Raw genomic sequence first — 21,351 nt, forward strand, 5'->3', positions numbered from 1 at the left:
CAGCGGAGAGCTCTACAGAGACATCCCCACAGCCCAGGAGGCCGCAGCGGCCTAGCCCCTACCAGCCCCGGAGCCGATTGCGCAGGAAGCCCAATCGGCTCTTCAGCATGCCCGAAAACAACATCCGCAGCGTGAAGCAGAACCCCTTCACACCCCCAGCAACCTCACCCACGGAGTTGACAACCTATATAGGAACACCCCCCCTGTCTGCGCTGGTCAACGGGGAAGTTTTGTGAAAGATTTTGTGCCCCAGAGTGGATTCGAACCACCGACACCGGCTTTAGGAGAGCCGTGCTCTATCCCCTGAGCTACTGGGGCGGGGTTGCGTGTGCAACGTGGCTAATCATAGCAGTGGGGCAGGGGCGCTCCGAAATGGCTGGGGTTTGGATTAGCTCTCGGCCAATTCCTTCTGCTTATTGCGCACAGAGGACGCCGGTGGGTTGGTAACGGAGGTGCCGTCGGAGTAAAGCACGGTTGGCACGATGCGGTTGCCGTCATTGACGGACTTGATCCACTCGTTTATGTCCTCAGTGCCTTCGGCCTCGACGTCGACAAGCGCGTATGGCGTCTCCGTGCGGTTCAGTGCCTTGAGCAGCTTCGCGCAAAACGGGCACCAGTCGGCGTAGAAGATCGTGACGTGCTCGGTGGTTTCGGGAGTTGCGACGGTCATTTAAGCGGCGTCCTTTCGTTCATAAGTTAAAAAGCGGTATTTAATCGGCAGCTCACTCGGGGGCTGCCCCGGAATGGTCAGGTGGCCCTTTTCAGAAGTGAGCCAATCAGTGCTAGCCGCCAAGCCGAAAGTCTCCGGAACTGCGGGGGCATAGACTGCGTCATCACCGTAGACGTCCCCGATGTTAACGCCCATCAGCGTAATTTCGATGACGTCGACCTCATCCAAGGTTGAGGCGTATAGCTGGCCGCCGCCGATGATCCAGGCGTCGGAAAGCGTGGAAGTTAGGTCGTTGAGGTTGCTGGTTGTGCTCGCCCCAGCGGACCATTGGCCCGGCTCCTTGCGGGAGAGAACAAAGTTATCGCGGCCTGGCAGCGGGCGAAACTTCGGGTTTAGAGATTCCCACGTGCGTCGGCCCATCACTACGGGCGAGCCCAGCGTGACCTCCTTAAAGTGCTTGAGGTCCTCTGGTACGTGCCACGGCATGACGGAGCCATCGCCGATGATGCCGTCCAGGGACTGCGCCCAAATAGCACCCAACATTAGACGGAAACCTGCGCTTTGATGGTGGGGTGTGGGTCGTAGCCTACGACCTCGAAATCGTCGAAGGTGTAGTCGAACAACGAGTCAGCCTTGTGGAGCTTGAGCTGCGGATAGGGGCGTGGTTCGCGGGAGAGTTGCTCCTTGACCTGCTCAATGTGGTCGTTGTAGATGTGGCAGTCGCCGCCGGTCCAGATGAGCTCGCCGACCTCCAGTCCAGCCTGTTGCGCAAACATGTGGGCCAGCGCAGCATAGGAAGCCAGGTTGAAAGGCACGCCCAGGAACATGTCCGCCGAACGCTGATAGACCTGCAGGGAGAGCTTGCCTTCTGCCACGTAAAGTTGGAATAGCAGGTGGCAGGGCATAAGCGCCATCTTGTCTAGTTCTGCCACATTCCAGGCGGAGACCAGGTTGCGACGAGAATCCGGATTATTTTGCAGTGTATCCAGAGCCTGCTGGATCTGGTCTACATGCGTGCCATCCGGGGTAGGCCACGAGCGCCACTGGACGCCGTAGACAGGACCCAGCTCGCCATCGGCGTCAGCCCACTCATTCCAGATACGGACGTTGTTGTCCTGCAGCCACTTCACGTTGGAATCGCCCTTGAGGAACCACAGCAGCTCGCCGATAACACCGTGGAAGTAGACCTTCTTGGTGGTCAGCAGCGGGAAAGACTCCGCCAAGTTATAGCGCAACTGCGCACCGAAAATTGAGCGCGTGCCGGTCCCGGTGCGGTCACCTTTGTCCGCGCCTTCTTCCAAAACTTTGCGGAGGAGGTCCTCATATGGGGTCTGGATCATGGTTTTCAAGTGTAGAAGCCTTTTCGCTGAAACGCCTAAAAGGTTATGGAACGCCTAAAAGCCGCCGTTTTCTTCGGCATAGGCAGCAGCGTGCTCCAGGATTTCATCGGCGAGTTCCGGCCGGCAGATGAGCAGGTCTGGGATGAAGGTGTCCTCGTTGTTGAAACGAATTGGAGAGCCATCCAAGCGGGAACAGTGCAGGCCCGCTGCCATGGCAACGCCCACCGGCGCAGCCTGGTCCCATTCGTACTGGCCGCCAGAGTGGATGTAGCCGTCAAAGTCACCGAGCAGAACGTGCATTGCCTTGGCGCCGGCAGAACCGATGCCGACGGTTTCAAATCCCATCTTCTCCCCAATATGGGAAGCCACCTGGGGCGGACGGTTGCGGGAGACTACAAACTTCTTAGAAAGCGGGCCGGTAACGGCCCGGGCATCGGAGGAGCGGAAGGTCACGCCCAAATCTGGCATGGCCACGGCCGCATGCTGTGGCATGCCGTTGACCACGAGTGCGATGTGGACAGCCCAGTCTTGGCGGCCGGTGGCAAACTCCTTGGTGCCATCGAGGGGATCGACGATCCACACGCGTTCCTTCTTCAAACGGCTGAGATCGTCTGCTGCTTCCTCGGAAAGCAGGCCGTCTTCGGGGCGGTGTTGCGAAATTACCCGGGTGATCCATTCTTGTGCGGCTTCATCGCCGGCGTCGCCAAGCGCGAGGCCGCGCAGCAGGCCACCGTTGCGCACACCTTTGAGGATCTCACCGCAGCCGTTGGCTAGTGAATTGGTCAGGCGGGAATCAGAAATCTCGACGGTCATGTATGCTAGATTACCGCGCGCGATAAAGTAAGGCATGAACAAAAACGTCCTAACCCGCTTCCGGCCTCAAGTCCGGCAATGGTTCGAGGACGTTTTCGCAGCGCCTACGCCCGTACAGCGCGAGGCATGGGAGCAGATCTCATCCGGCAACCATGCGCTCGTGGTCGCCCCCACCGGCTCCGGTAAAACCCTGGCGGCGTTTTTATGGGCCTTAAATTCCCTCGTGGAAAAGGAAGGCCAAACTGCACTGCCCGTAGGACAGCCGGTAAAGGGCGGCAACTCAGGCGTCAAGGTTTTGTATATCTCCCCGCTGAAGGCGCTTGGTGTGGACGTGGAAAATAACCTGCGTGCTCCGCTGAACGGCATCGCTCGTGCGGCAGAACGATTAGGACTTGACGCCCCCGACATCACCGTCGGCGTACGCTCCGGGGATACACCTTCTGCAGAACGCTCCCGGCAGGTACGCCGCCCGCCGGATATCCTCATCACCACTCCGGAGTCGGCTTATTTGATGCTGACTTCAAAGGCCGCGGGAATCCTATCTACCGTCGATACCGTCATCATTGATGAAATCCACGCCCTGGCTGGCACCAAGCGTGGCGTGCACCTGGCACTCACGCTCGAGCGGCTGGCGGCCGTGGCGGGGGAGTTCCAGCGCATCGGGCTATCGGCAACGGTGCGCCCGCTTTCTACAGTGTCGAATTTTTTGGGCGGTGACAGGCCCGTGGAAATCGTGGCACCGCCGGCTGAAAAACGCTGGCAGCTTGATGTCCACGTGCCCGTGGAAGACATGTCGGATCTGCCCACCCCAGAGCAAGGCTCCACTATCGGTGAGGTGACAGTGGATGATCCGCTGGGCATTACTGGCCCCGCGGCGGTGGCTGATTCGGCATTGCCCACCGCGAAATCCATTTGGCCGTTTATTGAAGAAGACCTTTACGACGAAATCGTGGAGCATCGCTCCACGCTCGTGTTCGTGAACTCGCGGCGTACCGCGGAGCGCCTGACCTCCCGGCTCAATGAGCTTTATGCCATGGAGCATGAACCGGAAAGCTTGTCGCCTGCTACCCGCCGGGACCCAGCGCAGCTGATGAAGCAAGTCGACGTCGCCGGCAAGGCACCTGCCGTCATCGCTCGCGCACACCACGGCTCGGTGTCGAAGGATGAGCGCACATTGACTGAAACGATGCTCAAGGAAGGCACACTGCGAGCAGTGGTGGCCACCAGCTCGCTAGAGCTGGGCATCGACATGGGCGCGGTCGATCTAGTGGTGCAGGTGGAATCACCGCCTTCGGTAGCCTCTGGTCTGCAGCGCGTGGGCCGTGCCGGGCACTCCGTGGGCGCTGTATCGCAGGGTTCTTTCTATCCGAAGCACCGTGCTGACCTTGTGCAATCCACTCTTACCGTGGCGCGTATGCGCGAGGGCCTCATCGAGGAGATGCACTCCCCGCAGAACCCGTTAGATGTGTTGGCACAGCAGACCGTGGCAGCCGTCGCCGCCGCCGAGGTTGCTCCGGTTACCTCCCCAGATAATGCGGGTGGCCTAGATGTGGATGCCTGGTACGCCATGGTGCGCCGCGCGTGGCCTTATCGCGATTTGGCCAGGGAGGTATTCGATTCCGTCATCGACCTGGTCTCCGGCGTCTATCCCTCCACGGACTTCGCGGAGCTCAAACCCCGCGTGGTCTTCGACCGCATCACTGGCCGACTGAGCCCGCGCCCCGGTGCGCAGCGCGTGGCTGTTACCAACGGCGGCACGATTCCGGACCGCGGAATGTTTGGCGTTTTCCTGCCTGCAGGGGCAGAAAATGCCGCGCCCCGGCGCGTGGGTGAGCTCGACGAGGAGATGGTCTATGAATCCCGCGTGGGCGATATCTTTACCTTGGGTGCTACTAGCTGGCGCATTGAGGAAATCACGCGCGATCAGGTGATTGTCACCCCTGCGCCGGGGCACACTGGCCGGTTGCCTTTCTGGAATGGCGACCAGGCAGGGCGTCCTTATGAGCTGGGCAAGGCCTTGGGTGCGTATCGCCGGCAGGTGCACCTTTCTCCAGAGATCATCCAGGACGCAGATGGGCATGCGGTGGATAACATCGTGGCCTATCTGCAGGAACAGCATGAGGCCACGGGTGTTATTCCGGATGAGAAGACCTTGGTTCTCGAGCGTTTTAAGGACGAACTCGGGGATTGGCGCGTGGTGTTGCACACGCCGTTCGGCCGGGGCGTGAATGCCGCCTGGGCGCTTGCAGTGGGGCAGCGGGTGGCGGAGCTGACCGGCATGGACGCGCAGGCAGTGGCTGGTGACGACGGTATCGTCCTGCGCTTGCCCGAGGGGGAAAAGGAGCCGGATGCTGCGCTTTTTCTTTTCGACGCCGATGAAATTTCGGACATCGTGGCCGAGCAGGTGGGCGGTTCCGCGCTCTTTGCCTCGCGTTTTCGTGAGTGTGCCGCGCGTGCGCTGTTGCTGCCGCGTCGCAATCCCGGCAAGCGCGCGCCGCTGTGGCAGCAGCGTCAGCGGGCAGAACAGCTTCTCGACGTCGCGCAGAAGTACCCTTCCTTTCCCATCATCCTGGAGACGGTCCGCGAGGTCCTGCAGGATGTCTATGATCTGCCGGCGTTGACGGAAACCATGCGCGAGCTGGCTTTGCGTCGCATTCGCATCGCGGAGGTGACCACTGAGCAGCCTTCGCCTTTTGCTTCGACGCTGCTGTTTAATTACACCGGCGCCTTCATGTACGAGGGTGATTCTCCGCTGGCAGAAAAGCGGGCGGCGGCCCTAGCGCTTGATCCGGCGCTTCTGGCCAAGCTTTTGGGCACGGTGGAGCTGCGGGAGCTTTTAGATCCGGAGGTCATCGAGCAGGTGCATGCCCAGCTGCAGCGCACCGCTGCGGAGCGTCGGGCCCGCACGACGGAGGAAGTCGTGGACCTGCTGCGGGTGCTGGGGCCGATTCCGGTAGAGGAAATGGCAGAGCATGCCTCTGTTCCGCTGAGCGCAATTGATTCTCTGGGTGTCCGCGTGATGCGGGTGCGCATTGCCGGACGCGAGCACTTCGCACAGCCCCTTGACGCCCCGCTGCTTCGCGACGGACTCGGCGTGCCCGTCCCGCCTGGTGTTGCCGCGCAACAGTCCACTATCACCGATGCCTTGCAACAGCTGGTCTCGCGTTGGACGCGCACCCGCGGTCCTTTCGTGCTGGGGGACTTGCAGGCGGCCTTTGGCCTTTCGGCCTCGGCAGCACACACCGCGCTGGCGAGTCTCGATAGCGTGGTGGAAGGCCGCTACCGCCAAGGAATCGAGGAGACCGAGTACTGCGCTGCGGAGGTCTTGCGCACCATTCGCTCGCGCTCGCTGGCTGCGGCACGCGCTGCGACGGAGCCTGTTAGCGCTGCCGCTTTCGGACGCTTCTTGCCCGATTGGCAGCAGGTAGCGCCCGTGGGCAAGCGGCCTGCGCTACGCGGGGCGGATGGCGTCTACAGCGTGATTGAACAGCTCGCCGGCGTGCGCCTGCCAGCCTCTGCGTGGGAGTCGCTGATTCTGCCGGCGCGTGTGGGCGATTACTCGCCGACGATGCTCGATGAACTGACCTCTAACGGCGAGGTGCTCATCGTGGGCGCTGGCAAGGCGGGAACGAATGACCCTTGGATCATGTTGCTGCCGGTGGACTATGCGGCTCAGTTGGCGCTGCAGGTTAACCCGGATGAACAGGGGCTGAGCATGTTGCAATTAGCGGCGTTGGAGGTCCTGCGCGGTGGCGGCAGCTACCTGTTCAACGATATCGCGGCGCAGGTGCCGGGCACTGCCGAGGAGCTGCGGGAAGCGCTGTGGCAGCTGGTAGAAATGGGCCTGGTTAGTCCCGATTCCTTTGCGCCAATCCGCACACACATTGCCGCGGCCGGCTCGCGCTCGGGAGCAACTGCGCACCGCGCTAAGCGACGCCCCACCCGTTCCCGGCTGCGCATGGGACGCACGTCCTTTGCCCAAACGCAGGGCCTCGGCGGGGCCGCAACCGCCCCGGACGTGGCCGGCCGTTGGGCTGCTTCCGTGTCAGGCCAAGGCGTCGACGCGACGAGCCGCTCCGTAGCACACGGTGAGGCTTGGCTTGACCGCTATGGCGTGCTGACTCGGGGTTCCGTGGTGGCCGAGGACGTGCTCGGCGGCTTCGCGCTGGCCTATAAAGTGCTCTCTGGCTTTGAGGAATCTGGCAAGGCGATGCGCGGCTATGTGATTGAAGGGCTTGGCGCGGCGCAGTTTTCTACTCCCGCGGTCATCGATCGCTTGCGTGGTATGAACGATTCTCCCGACGTGACGGGCTGGCCATCTGGCACTACGAGCACTGCGGAAGTTAATACCTACGTGCTCGCCGCGACGGATCCCGCCAACCCATATGGTGCAGCCCTTGCTTGGCCGCAGCGCGATGGCGCGGACAGCGGCCACGGCCCCACCCGTAGCGCCGGTGCCCTAGTGGTGCTGATGGACGGGCTCTGCGTGGCGCATCTAACCCGCGGTGGAAAGACGCTGACAACTTTCTTGGACGCCCTGCCTGAAGACATCGATGCTGATGAAGTGCTTGGCAAAGTGCTTGAAGGTCTCACGGAGCTCATCGCCGCAGGGCGTTTGAGCCCGCTGGTGATTGAGAAAATCAACGGAGCGCCCGCATTCGAATCGGAAATCTCCACTCGCTTGCGAGGCCTTGGCGCAGGTATCAGTCCCCGTGGCGTGCGGATCTCGGCCAAGGCTGCGCCGCCGCGCACGTCCCGCCGCATCGAAGACAACCGCAGCGACCCCTGGCAAAAGCCCATGGAGCCACGCCGCGGCCGAAGCGTTTCGGAAGCTCTGGCGGAGCTACCGGATTTAAGCTTTGACGATCCTCCCGAACCAGGCCGTGGCGCGCCGGGTGGATTTCGTCCGCGGGGCAGCCGCCGCTAGAAACAGGACTCAAACGGTAAAACCAGGATGGTAAATTGCCTCAGCGGCTACCGGGTACTTCATCTTTAACGAGCTGGTTTTGCCATCTAGTTAGACTGGTTGCATGCCAGAAGGTGATTCCGTCCTGCAGTTGTCCAATAAGCTGCAGTTTATGACCGGCCGCGAGGTCACCGGGGCGTCGCTTAGGGTGCCCCGGTATGCCACCGTGCATTTGGAGGGCAGCACAGTTTCTCGTGTGTGGCCTTATGGAAAGCATCTTTTCATGCAGTTCGCGCGGCCCGATGCTGAAAGCTTGGTGCTACATACTCACTTGAAGATGGAAGGCCAGTGGGCCATTCACTACAAGGGCGATAGGTGGCGCAAGCCGGGCCATAGCGCGCGGGTGGTGCTGCAGCTCGCTAGTAGCCCGCGCGATATTGAGCTGGTGGGCCACTGGCTGGGCATGGTCGAGGCCTATCCTGCCTCCTTGTACAACGAGCGGATTTCGCATTTGGGCCCAGATATCTTGAGCGAGCAGTGGGAGTCTGAGGGCGCGGACGAAGCCGCGCGGCGAATCTTAAGCCAGCCCATCCGTACCATTGGGGCGGCGCTGCTGGATCAGAAAAACGTGGCCGGAATCGGCAACGAATACAGGGCGGAGGCCTGCTTCATCGCGGGCGTGCACCCAGCCCTTCGCGTGGCCCAAGTGGATGTGCCGCGGATTCTGGAGATATCGCGGCGCATCATGTGGGCCAACCGCAACTCCCCAGTGCGCGTGACCACGGGTGTGCGGCGCGCCGGGGAGACCACCTATGTCTTCGGCAGAAATAACGCCAAGTGCAGGCGGTGTGGCACGCCAATTGCCAAGTCGACGCTCGGCGGCGTTGACGCCGGCGGGGAAGAAGGCGAGCTGGAGCGCATCATCTGGTGGTGCCCGCATTGCCAGCCCTATTCCCGGGCCGGGGCTTAATTAGTTTCGAGCCAACCGTTAAGTGCTAGGCGCTTAGCGGTTGGAGCGGTACCAACCAATGAGCTCGTCGGTGGATTGGTCGCCGGATGCGGCTTCCTCCTTGCCGGAGACTGCCGGCGCCAAGTCATTAGCCTGCTGCTTGCCCAGCTCCACGCCCCACTGGTCAAAGGAATTGATATCCCAGATAACGCCCTGGGTGAACACGATGTGCTCGTAGAGCGCGATGAGCGCGCCCAACACAGCCGGGGTCAGCTGCTCCGCCATGATGGTGGTGGTCGGACGGTTGCCTGGCATGACCTTGTGAGGAACCAGCTCAGGGGCAACGCCTTCCGCCGTGATTTCCTCGGCAGTCTTGCCGAATGCCAGAACCTTGGTCTGAGCAAAGAAGTTACCCATCAGCAGATCGTGCATGGAGCCGGTGCCGTCGGCAGTAGGGAAATCCTGCTGCGGGCGAGCAAAACCGATGAAGTCCGCCGGGATAAGGCGAGTGCCCTGGTGGATAAGCTGGAAGAAAGCGTGTTGGCCGTTGGTGCCCGGCTCGCCCCAGTAGATTTCCCCAGTGCCGGTGGAAACTGCGGTGCCGTCGCGGCGAACGGACTTGCCGTTGGACTCCATGGTCAGCTGCTGTAGATAAGCAGGGAAGCGGCCTAGGTCCTCAGAATAAGGCAGGACCGCATGGGTCTGTGCGCCGTGGAAGTCGGAGTACCACACGCCGAGCATGCCCATCAGGACCGGTAGGTTCTGCGCAAGCTCCGCGGTGCGGAAGTGCTCGTCCATCGCATGGAAGCCGGCAAGCATGTCCGTGAAGTTATCCGCGCCGATGGTGCACATCAGGGACAGGCCGATGGCGGAATCCATGGAGTAGCGGCCGCCCACCCAGTTCCAGAAGCCGAACATGTTCGCAGTGTCGATGCCGAACTCGGAGACTTTCTCGGCGTTGGTCGATACAGCAACGAAGTGCTTGGCCACTGCCGCCTCATCACCCAACTTATTGATGAGCCACGCGCGCGCCGCGTGCGCATTGGTCAGGGTCTCCTGGGTGGTAAAGGTCTTAGAAGCAATGATGAACAGAGTCTCCTCAGCTTCTACCTGGTCCAGCGCTGCAGCCATGTCAGCCGGGTCAACGTTGGAGACAAAAAGTGCCTTGATGCCGGCGTCTTCGTAGCTGCGCAGCGCCTTCGAGGCCATGGCCGGGCCCAAGTCGGAGCCGCCGATGCCGATGTTGACCACGGTGCGGATCTTTTTGCCCGTATGCCCCAGCCAGCTGCCATCGCGCAGGGAATCAGAAAAGGCACGCATGCGGCCCAAAACTTCGTGAACGTCAGCTACTGCGTCTTGGCCATCGACGCTAAGCTCCGAGTCTGCCGGCTGACGCAGGGCGGTGTGCAATACGGCGCGGTCCTCAGTGTTGTTGATGTGTTCGCCGGCGAACATGGCATCGCGGCGGCCTTCTACGTCTGCAGCCCGTGCAAGTTCTACCAATGCCGTGAGGACATCGTCATCGACCAGGTTCTTGGAAAGATCGACATGCAGCCCCGCAGCGTCGAAAGTTAAGCGAGCCGCACGCTGCGGGTCAGCGGCGAAGAGCTCACGTAGATTGAGGTCTTTCTTCTCCGCAAAGAGCTGCTCAAGTGCGTTCCACTGGGGCTGGGTGGTGATGTCCATTACAAGGGCCTTTCTGGCTTTAGTCAGACACTAAAAATTACGGATACCACCGTAGTCCACGCGGGAGCATTTTGCCGTTAGCTACAGGACCATTGCTGCAATCCAGCCGGCGATGAGAAGCGGGATATTAAAGTGCAGGAAGGTCGGGATGACCGAATCGCGGATGTGATCGTGCTGGCCGTCCGCGCCGAGGCCCGCGGTGGGGCCGAGGGTGGAATCGGAGGCGGGGGAGCCGGCGTCGCCAAGCGCGCCTGCGGTGCCGACGATGGCCACCGTCGCGGCGGGGCTAAAGCCCAGTGACATGCACAGTGGAACATAGATGACGGAGATGATGGGAAGCGTGGAGAAGGAAGAACCGATGCCCATCGTCACGACAAGTCCCACGATGAGCATGACCGCGGCGGCCATCATCTTGTTGCTGCCGAAGATATCGCTGGTTGCACTCACCAGTTCCTCGACCTGACCTGTGGCTGTCATGACAGAGGCAAAACCCTGGGCAGTAATCATGATGAAACCGATGAGCGCCATCATGCGCATGCCATCGGAGAAAACATCGTCTGCTTTGCGCCAATCGATGGCGCCGGTGACCAACATGATGCCAAGTCCTGTCAGGGCGCCGACCATAAGACCATCGGATTCGAAATCCATCGCCTGCATCGCAATCTGCACGCCGAAGGTGGCGATGATGGCGACAACGCAGACCCAAATCTTGTAACGCGACGGGGCTTCTTCGGTTGGCTCTTCATTGCTGAGCGGGGTATCGGCGTAATCGCGGGGTTTGCGGTAGCTGAAGAACATGGCAATCAGCAGGCCAGAGAGCATACCAAGGGCAGGAATTCCCATGACATGCATGATGGAAATGCTTTCGGTATTAAGGCCTGCTTGGCCGATGTTGAATAACAAAATGTCATTCAAAAAGATGGAGCCGAAACCTACCGGTAGGAACATGTAGGTGGTGACCAGGCCGAAAGTAAGGCAGCAGGTAATCAGACGTCGGTCGATGCGCAGGGCATTCATGACCTTGAGCAGTGGCGGCACGATAAGCGGGATGAACGCGATGTGCACGGGGATGACGTTCTGGCTCATCACAGCCATAGCGATGAGGCCGGCGACCAAGATCCACTTGGTGGCTTGTGCTGCGCTTGGCGACGCCCCGTCCCCGCCGATCCGCCGAATCAAGGCGTTGGCGAGCAGCTGCGGCACGCCCGCCGCGGCGACCGCCATGGCAAAGGCACCCAGCAATGCATAGCTCAAGGCAATTTTGGCACCGCCACCGAGGCCCTCCTGGAAAGCGACCATGGTGGCGTCGAGTCCCATGCCGGAAAGCAGGCCGCCCGTCAGCGCGCCAAGGAATAGTGCGACAACAACATGCACACGCAAAAGCGCGAGGACGAGCATGACGATGACCGCGACAAGAACTGCATTCATGGCGAAGAGATTACTGTATTTTATCCAGAAAAATGAAATTTATTGAAAGGTTTAGCCGAGTTTTCCGCGGCCCATGCGCAGCAGTGCAGAGGCGATGGCTGGGCCTTCCTCACCGAGCTCGTCGCGAAATTGGTTGAGAATGGCAATCTCGCGGGTGTGCACCAGCTTGGTGCCGCCGGCGTTCATGCGCGTGCGCCCGATGATCTGGGAGATTTCCGTGCGGCGCTTCGCAGCGTCGAGGATAACGCGATCCAAGCGGTTGATTTCCTTGCGATAGTTCTGAATCTCCGCATCGCTCAAGGGATCATCGGTGCCGGAGGGCATGCGGATCTCCATGCCGTTGTCCACAACGTTGGTATCGAGGCTATTGGCGTGTGCGGAGTTTTCAGTCGGGTTGTTCGCAGAGGGCATAGCCCAAGATTCTGCCACTTAGAAACCAAAAAGGAAACTGCAGCAGATAAATTCGAATTCCCCTGCATAAGGCGTGTTATGAGGGGATGTCCGGTAGTGCTAGTAGGTTGGTAGGCACTATGAGTAATGCGTCTGAATTCTCCCCAGCTCCACGCCCAGATGGAAAAAATTCTGCCAACAGCCAGCCGGATCTTTTTGGCGGCTTCGGCGGTTTCGGTGGGCCCGCTCGGCCTGCCGCGCCGCAGCCACAGTCGGGTGGCTTTGGGGCTCCTACTTCGAGGGGACCTGCTGCTGGTGCTGCATCGAACCCAGCTGGCGCGCCTGGCGCTGTGGACCCCGATCCGCTTACTGAGGGCCTGAACCCGCAGCAGCTTGAGGCGGTAACGCACGCTGGTTCGCCGCTGCTGATTGTGGCGGGTGCGGGCTCTGGTAAGACTGCTGTGCTTACCCGCCGCATTGCTTATCTCATGCGCAATCGTGGGGTGGCTCCGTGGGAGATTTTGGCTATTACCTTTACCAACAAGGCCGCCACGGAGATGAAAGAGCGCGTGGGCCAGCTGGTGGGGCCAGTGGCCGAGCGCATGTGGGTTTCTACCTTCCACTCCATCTGCGTGCGTATCCTGCGCCAAAACGCGCAGCTGGTGCCAGGACTGAACACCAACTTCACTATTTATGACGGTGATGATGCACGCCGCCTTTTGACCATGATCGCCAAAGACATGCAGTTGGATCTAAAGAAGTACACCGCCCGCGTGCTGGCCAATCAGATTTCGAATCACAAAAATGAGCTGGTCTCGCCGGCTGACGCTTTGGCAGAAGCAGAAAAGACCAAGAATCCTTTCGAGATTACGGTTGCACGCGTCTTCGATGAATATCAGCGCCGCCTGCGTGCAGCTAACTCCGTGGACTTCGATGACCTCATCGGTGAGGTAGTGCGTATTTTCCATCAGCACCCACAGGTGGTGGATTTCTATCGTCGCCGCTTCAAGCACGTTCTTATTGATGAGTATCAGGACACCAACCATGCGCAGTATGCGTTGGTTTCTGCATTGGTGGGTAGGGGAGAGCTAGGCCCCGATGCACCAGAATTGTGCGTGGTGGGTGACTCAGATCAGTCCATTTATGCCTTCCGTGGCGCTACGATCCGCAACATTCAGGAATTCGAGCGTGACTATCCGCAGGCGCACACCATTTTGTTGGAGCAGAACTATCGCTCCACTCAGACCATTCTGAATGCGGCGAACGCTCTCATCGCGAAGAACGAGGGCCGCCGTGAGAAGAACCTGTGGACTGCGCACGGCGAAGGCGCGAAGATCGTTGGCTATGTCGCCGATAACGAGCATGATGAGGCCCGTTTTATTGCTTCTGAGATCGACTCTCTGGCAGATAAGGGCCGCGCCTTTTCCGATATGGCGATCATGTACCGCACGAACAATGCCTCGCGTGCGTTGGAAGATATCTTTGTTCGCTCCGGAATCCCGTACAAGGTTGTGGGCGGCACTCGCTTCTATGAACGCCGCGAAATCCGTGACATGGTGGCTTATCTGCGCATCATTGATAATCCGGATGACACAGTGAGCCTGCGCCGCATTATCAACGTTCCAAAGCGCGCCATCGGTGATAAAGCACAATCCCAGATCGCGCTGCATGCAGAGAACCTAGGAGTGAGCTTTGGAAAGGCCCTGTACGATGCCGCCGCGGGCAACGTTGCGGGCCTGGGCACACGGGCCGTTAATGCAGTGTCGAAGTTCAACGAGATGATGGAGGGCATCCGCGCTCAGATTCCGAGCATGATTAACGAGGTTACTCATCAGCCGGATCTTGGTGATCTACTCAGCGCCGTGCTCGATGCCACTGGATACCGTGCGGAGTTGGAGAACTCGAATGATCCGCAGGATGGAGCGCGGCTGGATAACCTCAACGAGTTGGTTTCCGTTGCCCGAGAATTTAGCTCCGAGGCGGCAAATCAGATGGCGTTTACCGGAGCCGACGCTGTAGAAGATTTAAGCCCAGAGCTCGCCGAGGGGGAGGCCCTACCCGGCTCGCTCCAGGCTTTCCTAGAGAAGGTGTCTTTGGTAGCTGACGCAGACCAAATCCCTGACAACGAAACTGGCGTGGTCACGCTGATGACCTTGCACACTGCCAAGGGCTTGGAATTCCCAGTCGTCTTCCTCACAGGCTGGGAAGATGGCCAATTCCCGCACATGCGCTCTTTGGGTGACCCGAAAGAACTCAGTGAGGAACGCCGCTTGGCTTATGTGGGCATCACACGCGCTCGCGAGCAGCTCTATCTCACCCGCGCAATACTTCGCTCGTCCTGGGGTAACCCGATGACGAATCCGGCCAGCCGCTTCCTCGCCGAGGTCCCCGAAGACCTCATCGACTGGCGCCGTGAAGAACCAGACAGCTCGTTGTCTAGCGCATGGGGCGGAGATGATTCCTACCAATATGGCCGCTCCTATGGCTCCGATTGGTCCGGCTGGGGCAGAACCTCACCGCGCGCTACGTCTTCCCCTTCGCAACGCACGCGTAAGCCTGCTCCTACCAGCTCGATGCCTAAGAACAACCAGCTGAATTTAGTTGTGGGAGACCGCGTCAACCACGCCAAGTACGGCCTGGGAACGGTCATCGATGCCTCCGGCTCCGGTCCACGCGCCACGGTGACGGTGGACTTTGGAAGCGCCGGCAAAGTGCGCTTGATGCTCATCGGCGGCGTGCCGATGGAAAAGCTTTAAGCGCAAAGGGCGGTTCGCTTAGATGTTGATGCCACGCTGAGCGAACCAGTTGACCGGGTCCACGGCTGCGCCGCCGCCCGGGTGCACCTCGAAGTGGAGGTGCGGGCCGGTGGACTGACCCTCGTTGCCGATGACGGAGATCTGCTGACCTGCGCTCACGCGGTCTCCGACGTTGACAAGCAGTTGGTCGCCCGGCATATGGCCATAGACGGAGATGGTTCCATCATCGTGTTGGATGCGGATCCAGTGGCCAAAGCCTTGAGCCGGACCAGAGGAGATAACTTCACCGTCCATGATGGAGTAAATCGGCGTGCCAATCGGATTAGCAATGTCGATTCCGCTGTGGAAGGCGCCCCAGCGCGGGCCGAAGCCGGAAGTAAGAGTGCCGGAAGTAGGGAACACCACGGTGTTGCCCGCGGAGTCCTGGCTCTTCGTTGGCTTCAGTCCGGAGTGATTGCCGGAAGGCGCGAAAGCCTGGGCAAGCCCCGGAACACTCGAAGGGTCGAGAACGATGTTCAGCGCCCCGCCCTCATTCGATACCTCTGGGGTAGCAGCGCCCGCGAGTACGCCGGCCGTGGACTTGGTCAGCCCGACGAAGGCGTCGATAAGCGTGGCGTTATCTGCATTAGTAGATACTTCTGGCTGTGACGAGCCATCAGAGACGTCTACGCTAGCTGCCGGCTGCGCGGCAGAGGCGGTAGCGCCCATGGTGGTGGCAAGGGTGGTGCAAACTGCCAAAGCAGTAAGCGCCACAGTCTTGCGTGCGCGGAGATTGCGCTTCATAACTTCGGGTCCTTTTCATGGCGGTGCATGGTCGGGGTGGCTCGGTTAAGCCTTTAGTGCCAAACGGACGCGTTTCGACACGCCGAAAGAGTTCAATCCGGAATATCGAGGCCGTTTATGGCAACGAGATAAAGTTATCGAGCTTTTCGTACTGTTGCAATTGTGAAAATTGCAGGTAAAGACAGGAAATGTTCGAAAATTATTCGAACATGCCAGCATGTTACACATGTTACTAATGTGAAAATAGTTACGACTGTGAAGTATGGGTTTAGGTTGTGGGGGTGGATATTGGGGGTGACGTTATGGGGCTGCCAGGATTCATTCAGTAAAAGCCCCTCCTGAGCTGCGACAAGGCCTGTACCTAGACTTGGTACAGGCCTTGCGTTCGGGTCAATTTGCTGTTGTGGCTCTTGGGCTAATCGTTTTGTTCAGCCTCGACTGCACTTAAGCGCCGGTGCACCAACCAGGAACCGCCCGCACCAAGCAAAGGCACTATGAACACGCCCGCAAGTTGCCACCAGTCCATGCTGTAGAGATCTCCCTGATAGAACAGCTCGTTTGCTTCGGGCCTGCCTGGACGCGGCACACGAATCATGATGATTCCAATAATCTCGCCGACGATGAAACCGAGCGTCATGCCGATCGTGCCAACCAACCACGTGCGCCAAGCGGCGACCTTCGGCATGAGGGAAGGTTCTGCACCCAAAGACTCAAAGAGCTTTCCGCTGCGGCGTAGCGCTGCCGCGGAGTTGGCGATGATGAGCACTAACAAGATGAAGCCGATGCCCCATAGGGCAATGGCAGGGGCGTATTCCTTTGCCTTGCTCGTGGTCTTTGTGAAGGAAATCTCGTATTCGCCGCCGGTAGCGTTTTCTACGGCTTCTTCAATTTCCTTCTGTTGGCTGCGCTCCAAAGTCTTATCGAAGACAATCGCCGTGCCGATTCGGGAGGAGGAGATCTTTAGCTTCTTTGCCGCCGCAGGGCTAACCAACCTGAGATCGCGGCCCAACGCGGGAAGCGCCTCGACCGCAGGCAGCGTAGCGCTAACCTCTTCGCGCGGTTCGGTTTGGCCCTGTGGGGTCCGAACAGCGGTGAACTCGGCATGGTCGCGCCCATCGAGGTGGCTGTTATGGGTCAAGACAACTCCGCCCTTACGGAGTGTATCTGCCGCCGCTTGGCGGTCAGCATCGCTGTCGAAGTTCCAGAGGTCGAGCGTTTCGGGCGTTGCTTCTAGCGTGCGGCCATAGCGAGTGAAGGCGCTAGACGGGAACCACGTCATCATGTCATGCAGACAATTCTGCCGTGCTTCTCCAGACTCATCGGTCCTGCGGCCATCTTTGTCAATGAAGGTAGCCTGCTCGACAGAGTCGTTGTAGGAAGTCTGCTCGCAGGTGTAGTCATATTCCATCTCGAGAGCAATATTTGGAATGGAAGAACCAGGAATAGAGGTGGAATTCCAATCGGTATATCCAAAAGTCTCAAGGGGCTTGCCAGGCTGCAGTGCAAGCGCACTATCGATGGCTCGCTGTTCCACCTTGTTGGCCGGTGCGCCCAAGTTCTTTTGATAATCCGTGCTTCTGACTATTGCTGAGGTGGAGGGATTTACTACCGTGTCCACCTTGTCCCACCATGCTTCGTCACTGCGAACGCCTACGGAACCCGCGGCCGCAGCTAAGGTTACGGCGATGAGCGCGATAGCGGTTGGGACCGTATGGAATCCACGTCGCATGAGATCGCGGCTGGCAATCCGCAAAGCGAGGCCGTGGTGACTGCATACGCGTGCGGTGGCATATACCAGCGCGGGAACGCTTGCGGCTGTGGCGAGGAAAGCCAGCAGGATGAGCAGTGAATAGATTGACTTACCGAATGGGGTAAGCAGCGCGATGAGGATAACGGGCAATGCGACAGGGCCGTATGCCATTTCCTTGCGCCAGTTGAGGATGCGATCCGGCATGCCGCCGTGGAGGGAGGGTGCAAGCGCCTGGCGGGCGGCGAGCCACGCGGGCACCAGAGCGGCGGCCGTGGAAGCAACAATTGCGATAGCCCAGAGTGCAAGTGGATAAAGCAGTGGAACATCGAGCTTTACTCCAGGAAAACGCAGTGCCCCGATGGCATAGCTGCCTGCGAGTCCGAGCACTGCGCCGCTCGTGGCGCCGAGCAGGCCTGTGAAGAAGCCATAGGCTAATACGGCTGTAGCGATGTGCTTTGGTTGTGCGCCCTGTGCTGCCATGAGTGCGTACATGCGTGTATTCCGGCGCAAAGCGAAGCTAAACACTGGCGCGATAAGTGCAAGGAGCAGCGTAACCGCAAAAGCAAAAGAACTGGCGATGGCGATGAAGCTTAAGAAGGCTTCAAAATTTAGGTGGACGCCGCTATCGATTATCGTTGCTTCAGATAAAGATTTGTCGTAAATGCTAAAGCCTGCCGACTGCACCCGTGCGATGTCATTTTGGTTGAGCACGGTATCGCCCACGATGGCCCACGTAGCTTGCTCCGGGTGCTGGGCCAAGAACTCCGTGTTCGTAAGGACTGGTGCCGTGGCATAGCTCCTACCGCCGGGGATGATGCCCGCGACCTTTGCCTCCGATAAGCCGCCAGGGGTAGGGGAACTTATGCTGACAACATCACCTTTGTGTACTCCTAATGAACGCGCATCTGCATAGGACAAGATGAGCGTTCCCTCGTCGGGGTGCGCGGAATCGATGAGGGGTTGAGCTTTAGTGGGCGGTAAAGCACTGTCGAATTGGGTGATCTGGATATTGGAGTGCTTTGAATCGTGCTGAACTCCCACGGTGACGGGCCCAAAAATCGGGGAGGGGCGCAGGTCACCAGGCAAGATTTCTTCTGCGCGGGAAGCAAAACCCGCTGCAGGTTCCAGGTGCACCGCTTTTGTATCTTCTGAAGCCGCCACGCCAATCGTGCGCGGATTGCTTGAAAATACGTTGTGGAACCTATCGCCATTGACGCCCAGTATGCCCAGGCACACCAAAACGGCGACGGGAAGTGCAACCAATGCCACCCCGGCTAGGCTGCGCCAGCGATGGGCCAACATGTCGCGATAGGTGGGGCGGGCGGCGGCTAAAAGAGCAGACATTGACTAATGCTCCTTTCCGCTGAGGACGCCATCGCGCATCATTACAACGGAGTCGGCCCATGCGGCGAAACGTGGCTCATGGGTAACGAGAAGCCCGGCGGCGCCGGCGTCGATGCGAGAGCGCAGCACCTTCATGACTTCTTCGCTGGTGGCGGTATCGAGCGCGCCGGTCGGCTCATCCGCGAGCAATACCTGGCGCGGGCCAATGAGTGCACGGGCGATTGCGGCCCTTTGCGCCTGACCGCCTGAGATTTCCTCAGGGAAGCGGTCAGCGACATTTTCCAGGCCTACTTCCGCAAGCGCAATTTCAGCGGCCTCGCGGCACTTCTTAGGGCTAACGCCATCTAATTCAAGGGGTAGGGTGACGTTCTCACCGATGCTGAGGGTGGGCACCAAGCTGAAGTCCTGGAAGACGAAACCTAGGTTCCGGCGGCGCAACTGAGCGGCAGCAGATTTGGACAGCCCCGCAGCATCCTCGCCGTTGACAAGCACGCGTCCAGAGGTCGGTGGCAGCAGGAGCCCAGCGACGTTGAGCAACGTGGACTTGCCGGAACCAGAAGGGCCCATGATGGCGATGAGCTTGCCGGGATGAAGCTGCAGGTTTGCCTCCTTAAGTGCGATAACTTGGCGCGCGCCAGAGCCGAACTCGCGGGAGACATTATGAAGCTCAAGTGGTAATGGGTGGGTGGTTTCTTCGCTGTTATGCATGGTCTATTCCTTTGGTTGATTGGAAGTAGAAGCGGAGGTGTGGGGATTTAGAGCCTCAGCCCGGTCGAGCCACCGCAGCAGTGCTTCAAGGTCAAAGATTTCGCGTTCGAGGGCCAGCCGCGTGGCGCTGCGGGTTTCAGGTAATTCGGCGGCCTGCTGGTTTAGAAGCCGAAGCTGCTTCAGGGTGGCAAAGCGCTGGGCATCCAGAATTTCAATGGCATCGACGTCGCTGCGTTGGGCAGCGAGCGCTACCTTGAGGACGAGTTCATCTCTTTCGAGCGCATGCTTGGCGACGCCCCGCGTCCACCAGTCCGCAAGCTCCGCACGGCCTTGTGTAGTGATGTGATAGGTCGTGGCATGCCTGCCCGTGGGGCCTACGGCTGTGCCGTGCTCCTCGATGAAGTTGTCTCTTTCGAGTCGTTTTAGCGTTTGTGCAACTTGGCCGATGTTGAGTGGCCATAGTCCATCCAGCGCTTCCGCGAAGTGGCTTTGCAGCATGCTGGCGGTAGCTGGCTCAGCGCTAAGGAGCGACAAGAGAGAATGTTTAATGGACATATTTCCTGCCAGGGGGATGGATATAGATTTTGGAAGTTGCCGGTCAAGCCGATAGTAATCATTGATTACCGGGTAACCTATAGCGTAGCTTACTGGGTAAGTAATGCGGCGGCAAGGGTGGGTGGCCAAAACCACGAAAGCGGCAACAGGAAGCGAAGTCCTGTTACCGCTTAAACCAGGTGAGAAGGAGGGTGGGAAGAAGGAATTTTAAAGGCTAGTGCTTTAGGAGATGTTGATTCCGCGGGCTGCGAACCAAGAGATTGGGTCAACTGCGCCCTGGCCTGCTGGGTGAATCTCGAAGTGCAGGTGGGAACCAGTGGAAAAGCCCATCGAACCCATGCCGGCAATCTTCTGGCCGGCGTGCACGCGCTCGCCAACTGCAACGTCCAGGGTCTGCATGTGGCCGTAGACGGTCATGGAGCCGTCATCGTGCTTGATGCGGATCCACTGGCCGAAACCGGAAGCTGGGCCGGAATCGATGACGGTGCCGTCCATAGCGGCGAGGATTGGGGTACCGACAGCGTTAGCGATGTCGATGCCAGAGTGGAAGGAACCCCATCGTGGTCCGAATCCGGAGGTGAAAGTGCCCTCGGCTGGGCGGACGACGGATGGTGCGCGGGATGCTTCATCGGCAGCAGCACGTGCCTCAGATGCCTGAACTGCCTTATCCAGCTGAGCAGAAAGATCTGCTACCGGCTTTGCCTCGGCAACGTTCAGGATCTGTGGGGCAGCGGCGGCAGCTTCCTTGGCGGCAGCCTGGGCGCCATTCTGAACGTCCTGCAGGGCGTCAGACTCGGTAGCAAGGTTGTAGTCGACGGTCTGCGCCTTCATGCCGGCATTGTCTGCCTGAAGATTGGCGGCCGCTGCGCCACCGACACCTGCGGTGGACACAGCTCCTGCAGCGACGGTCACCAGTGCTAGACGACCTTTCGCAGTCTGCGAGGTGGCGATCTGGCGGTGACGGCCGGCGTTCCGCTGAGTCTTGCTTCGCATGATTTCTTCTTCCATTGTCTTCACAATCCGCCAACCGCACCTGCACTAGAAACCAAAAAATTAAGCGTTACGTCTTTGGGCGGTTGGTTACTGGATTGTGACCTTCCTGTTACCAACGAGATGTAACAGTAGCGTCTCGAAATAATAACAGCAAGCCGTTATGGAAATTTTTCGACCTTTTCGGTGAAATTAGCTGGACAGGGGCCTGAAAGGGTTTGTGTCACACTTTAGGTAGAGCTAGCGATAATCGTAATTGGCCAGTATAGACGGTGTATGTTTG

The 21,351-nt window shown here is 59.4% G+C and carries 15 protein-coding genes and 1 tRNA gene; 3 read left to right on the plus strand and 13 right to left on the minus strand.

Annotated elements, in window-relative coordinates:
• Positions 1 to 245: 245 nt before the first annotated feature.
• The 5 genes from HMPREF3169_RS06090 to HMPREF3169_RS06110 all read right to left on the minus strand — a co-directional run bounded on the left by HMPREF3169_RS06090 (position 246) and on the right by HMPREF3169_RS06110 (position 2,823).
• Positions 246 to 318 (minus strand) — tRNA-Arg (locus HMPREF3169_RS06090).
• A 70-nt stretch (positions 319 to 388) separates the two neighbouring features.
• Entirely contained in the window at positions 389 to 670 is a 282-nt protein-coding gene (locus tag HMPREF3169_RS06095; protein ID WP_061921202.1) for a glutaredoxin domain-containing protein, read from the minus strand.
• Positions 671 to 1,213, minus strand: coding sequence for a dihydrofolate reductase (locus HMPREF3169_RS06100; protein ID WP_062041615.1), 543 nt, complete (start codon positions 1,211 to 1,213; stop codon positions 671 to 673).
• A complete protein-coding gene (locus HMPREF3169_RS06105; protein ID WP_210387466.1) occupies positions 1,213 to 2,019 on the minus strand; it encodes a thymidylate synthase in 807 nt (268 codons plus the stop codon). Before HMPREF3169_RS06105 ends, HMPREF3169_RS06100 begins: the two co-directional genes overlap by 1 nt.
• Positions 2,020 to 2,064: 45 nt before the next feature.
• Positions 2,065 to 2,823, minus strand: a complete 759-nt coding sequence (locus tag HMPREF3169_RS06110; protein ID WP_070432605.1) for a 3'(2'),5'-bisphosphate nucleotidase CysQ — start codon at positions 2,821 to 2,823, stop codon at positions 2,065 to 2,067.
• A 34-nt stretch (positions 2,824 to 2,857) separates the two neighbouring features.
• Here HMPREF3169_RS06110 and HMPREF3169_RS06115 point away from each other — a divergent pair, with 34 nt between their 5' ends.
• Both HMPREF3169_RS06115 and HMPREF3169_RS06120 read left to right on the plus strand, forming a co-directional pair.
• Positions 2,858 to 7,750 (plus strand): ATP-dependent helicase, encoded by a 4,893-nt coding sequence (locus HMPREF3169_RS06115; RefSeq protein WP_070455958.1) that lies wholly within the window; start codon positions 2,858 to 2,860, stop codon positions 7,748 to 7,750.
• A 103-nt stretch (positions 7,751 to 7,853) separates the two neighbouring features.
• Positions 7,854 to 8,699, plus strand: a complete 846-nt coding sequence (locus HMPREF3169_RS06120) for a DNA-formamidopyrimidine glycosylase family protein (protein WP_070455959.1) — start codon at positions 7,854 to 7,856, stop codon at positions 8,697 to 8,699.
• A gap of 33 nt (positions 8,700 to 8,732) precedes the next feature.
• On the opposite strand, the gene pgi is transcribed toward HMPREF3169_RS06120, so the two are convergent.
• The 3 genes from pgi to HMPREF3169_RS06135 all read right to left on the minus strand — a co-directional run bounded on the left by pgi (position 8,733) and on the right by HMPREF3169_RS06135 (position 12,203).
• Entirely contained in the window at positions 8,733 to 10,364 is a 1,632-nt protein-coding gene (pgi, locus tag HMPREF3169_RS06125; RefSeq protein ID WP_070432580.1) for a glucose-6-phosphate isomerase, read from the minus strand.
• Positions 10,365 to 10,445: 81 nt separating this feature from the next.
• Positions 10,446 to 11,792: a Na+/H+ antiporter family protein gene (locus tag HMPREF3169_RS06130; protein WP_061921217.1), complete on the minus strand. Its 1,347-nt coding sequence runs from the start codon at positions 11,790 to 11,792 to the stop codon at positions 10,446 to 10,448.
• Positions 11,793 to 11,843: 51 nt separating this feature from the next.
• The gene (locus HMPREF3169_RS06135) at positions 11,844 to 12,203 is read right to left on the minus strand and encodes a chorismate mutase (protein ID WP_070455960.1); all 360 of its coding nucleotides are present in this window, start codon (positions 12,201 to 12,203) and stop codon (positions 11,844 to 11,846) included.
• Positions 12,204 to 12,322: 119 nt separating this feature from the next.
• Here HMPREF3169_RS06135 and pcrA point away from each other — a divergent pair, with 119 nt between their 5' ends.
• The gene (pcrA, locus tag HMPREF3169_RS06145; RefSeq protein ID WP_083286084.1) at positions 12,323 to 14,938 is read left to right on the plus strand and encodes a DNA helicase PcrA; all 2,616 of its coding nucleotides are present in this window, start codon (positions 12,323 to 12,325) and stop codon (positions 14,936 to 14,938) included.
• Between the two features lie 18 nt (positions 14,939 to 14,956).
• Here the strand turns inward: pcrA and HMPREF3169_RS06150 are convergent, their stop codons facing one another.
• The 5 genes from HMPREF3169_RS06150 to HMPREF3169_RS06170 all read right to left on the minus strand — a co-directional run bounded on the left by HMPREF3169_RS06150 (position 14,957) and on the right by HMPREF3169_RS06170 (position 21,071).
• The gene (locus HMPREF3169_RS06150) at positions 14,957 to 15,721 is read right to left on the minus strand and encodes a M23 family metallopeptidase (protein WP_061921226.1); all 765 of its coding nucleotides are present in this window, start codon (positions 15,719 to 15,721) and stop codon (positions 14,957 to 14,959) included.
• Positions 15,722 to 16,136: 415 nt separating this feature from the next.
• On the minus strand, positions 16,137 to 18,815 hold the full coding sequence (locus HMPREF3169_RS06155) for an ABC transporter permease (protein WP_070455962.1): 2,679 nt from the start codon (positions 18,813 to 18,815) through the stop codon (positions 16,137 to 16,139).
• A 3-nt stretch (positions 18,816 to 18,818) separates the two neighbouring features.
• Entirely contained in the window at positions 18,819 to 19,523 is a 705-nt protein-coding gene (locus HMPREF3169_RS06160) for an ABC transporter ATP-binding protein (protein WP_061921232.1), read from the minus strand.
• Positions 19,524 to 19,526: 3 nt separating this feature from the next.
• Entirely contained in the window at positions 19,527 to 20,057 is a 531-nt protein-coding gene (locus tag HMPREF3169_RS06165; RefSeq protein ID WP_371441007.1) for a PadR family transcriptional regulator, read from the minus strand.
• Positions 20,058 to 20,300: 243 nt separating this feature from the next.
• A complete protein-coding gene (locus HMPREF3169_RS06170) occupies positions 20,301 to 21,071 on the minus strand; it encodes a M23 family metallopeptidase (RefSeq protein WP_061921490.1) in 771 nt (256 codons plus the stop codon).
• Positions 21,072 to 21,351: the final 280 nt, after the last annotated feature.

Source organism: Corynebacterium sp. HMSC08C04 (assembly GCF_001807495.1).
Taxonomy (GTDB): domain Bacteria; phylum Actinomycetota; class Actinomycetes; order Mycobacteriales; family Mycobacteriaceae; genus Corynebacterium; species Corynebacterium simulans.

Bases quoted from the DNA above. Each gene is read 5' to 3' on its own strand.
- HMPREF3169_RS06095 (WP_061921202.1), bottom strand. From the start codon at position 670: ATGACCGTCGCAACTCCCGAAACCACCGAGCACGTCACGATCTTCTAC.
- HMPREF3169_RS06100 (WP_062041615.1), bottom strand. From the start codon at position 1,213: ATGTTGGGTGCTATTTGGGCGCAGTCCCTGGACGGCATCATCGGCGAT.
- HMPREF3169_RS06110 (WP_070432605.1), bottom strand. From the start codon at position 2,823: ATGACCGTCGAGATTTCTGATTCCCGCCTGACCAATTCACTAGCCAAC.
- HMPREF3169_RS06115 (WP_070455958.1), top strand. From the start codon at position 2,858: ATGAACAAAAACGTCCTAACCCGCTTCCGGCCTCAAGTCCGGCAATGG.
- HMPREF3169_RS06120 (WP_070455959.1), top strand. From the start codon at position 7,854: ATGCCAGAAGGTGATTCCGTCCTGCAGTTGTCCAATAAGCTGCAGTTT.
- pgi (WP_070432580.1), bottom strand. From the start codon at position 10,364: ATGGACATCACCACCCAGCCCCAGTGGAACGCACTTGAGCAGCTCTTT.
- HMPREF3169_RS06130 (WP_061921217.1), bottom strand. From the start codon at position 11,792: ATGAATGCAGTTCTTGTCGCGGTCATCGTCATGCTCGTCCTCGCGCTT.
- HMPREF3169_RS06135 (WP_070455960.1), bottom strand. From the start codon at position 12,203: ATGCCCTCTGCGAACAACCCGACTGAAAACTCCGCACACGCCAATAGC.
- pcrA (WP_083286084.1), top strand. From the start codon at position 12,323: ATGAGTAATGCGTCTGAATTCTCCCCAGCTCCACGCCCAGATGGAAAA.
- HMPREF3169_RS06150 (WP_061921226.1), bottom strand. From the start codon at position 15,721: ATGAAGCGCAATCTCCGCGCACGCAAGACTGTGGCGCTTACTGCTTTG.
- HMPREF3169_RS06155 (WP_070455962.1), bottom strand. From the start codon at position 18,815: ATGTCTGCTCTTTTAGCCGCCGCCCGCCCCACCTATCGCGACATGTTG.
- HMPREF3169_RS06160 (WP_061921232.1), bottom strand. From the start codon at position 19,523: ATGCATAACAGCGAAGAAACCACCCACCCATTACCACTTGAGCTTCAT.
- HMPREF3169_RS06170 (WP_061921490.1), bottom strand. From the start codon at position 21,071: ATGCGAAGCAAGACTCAGCGGAACGCCGGCCGTCACCGCCAGATCGCC.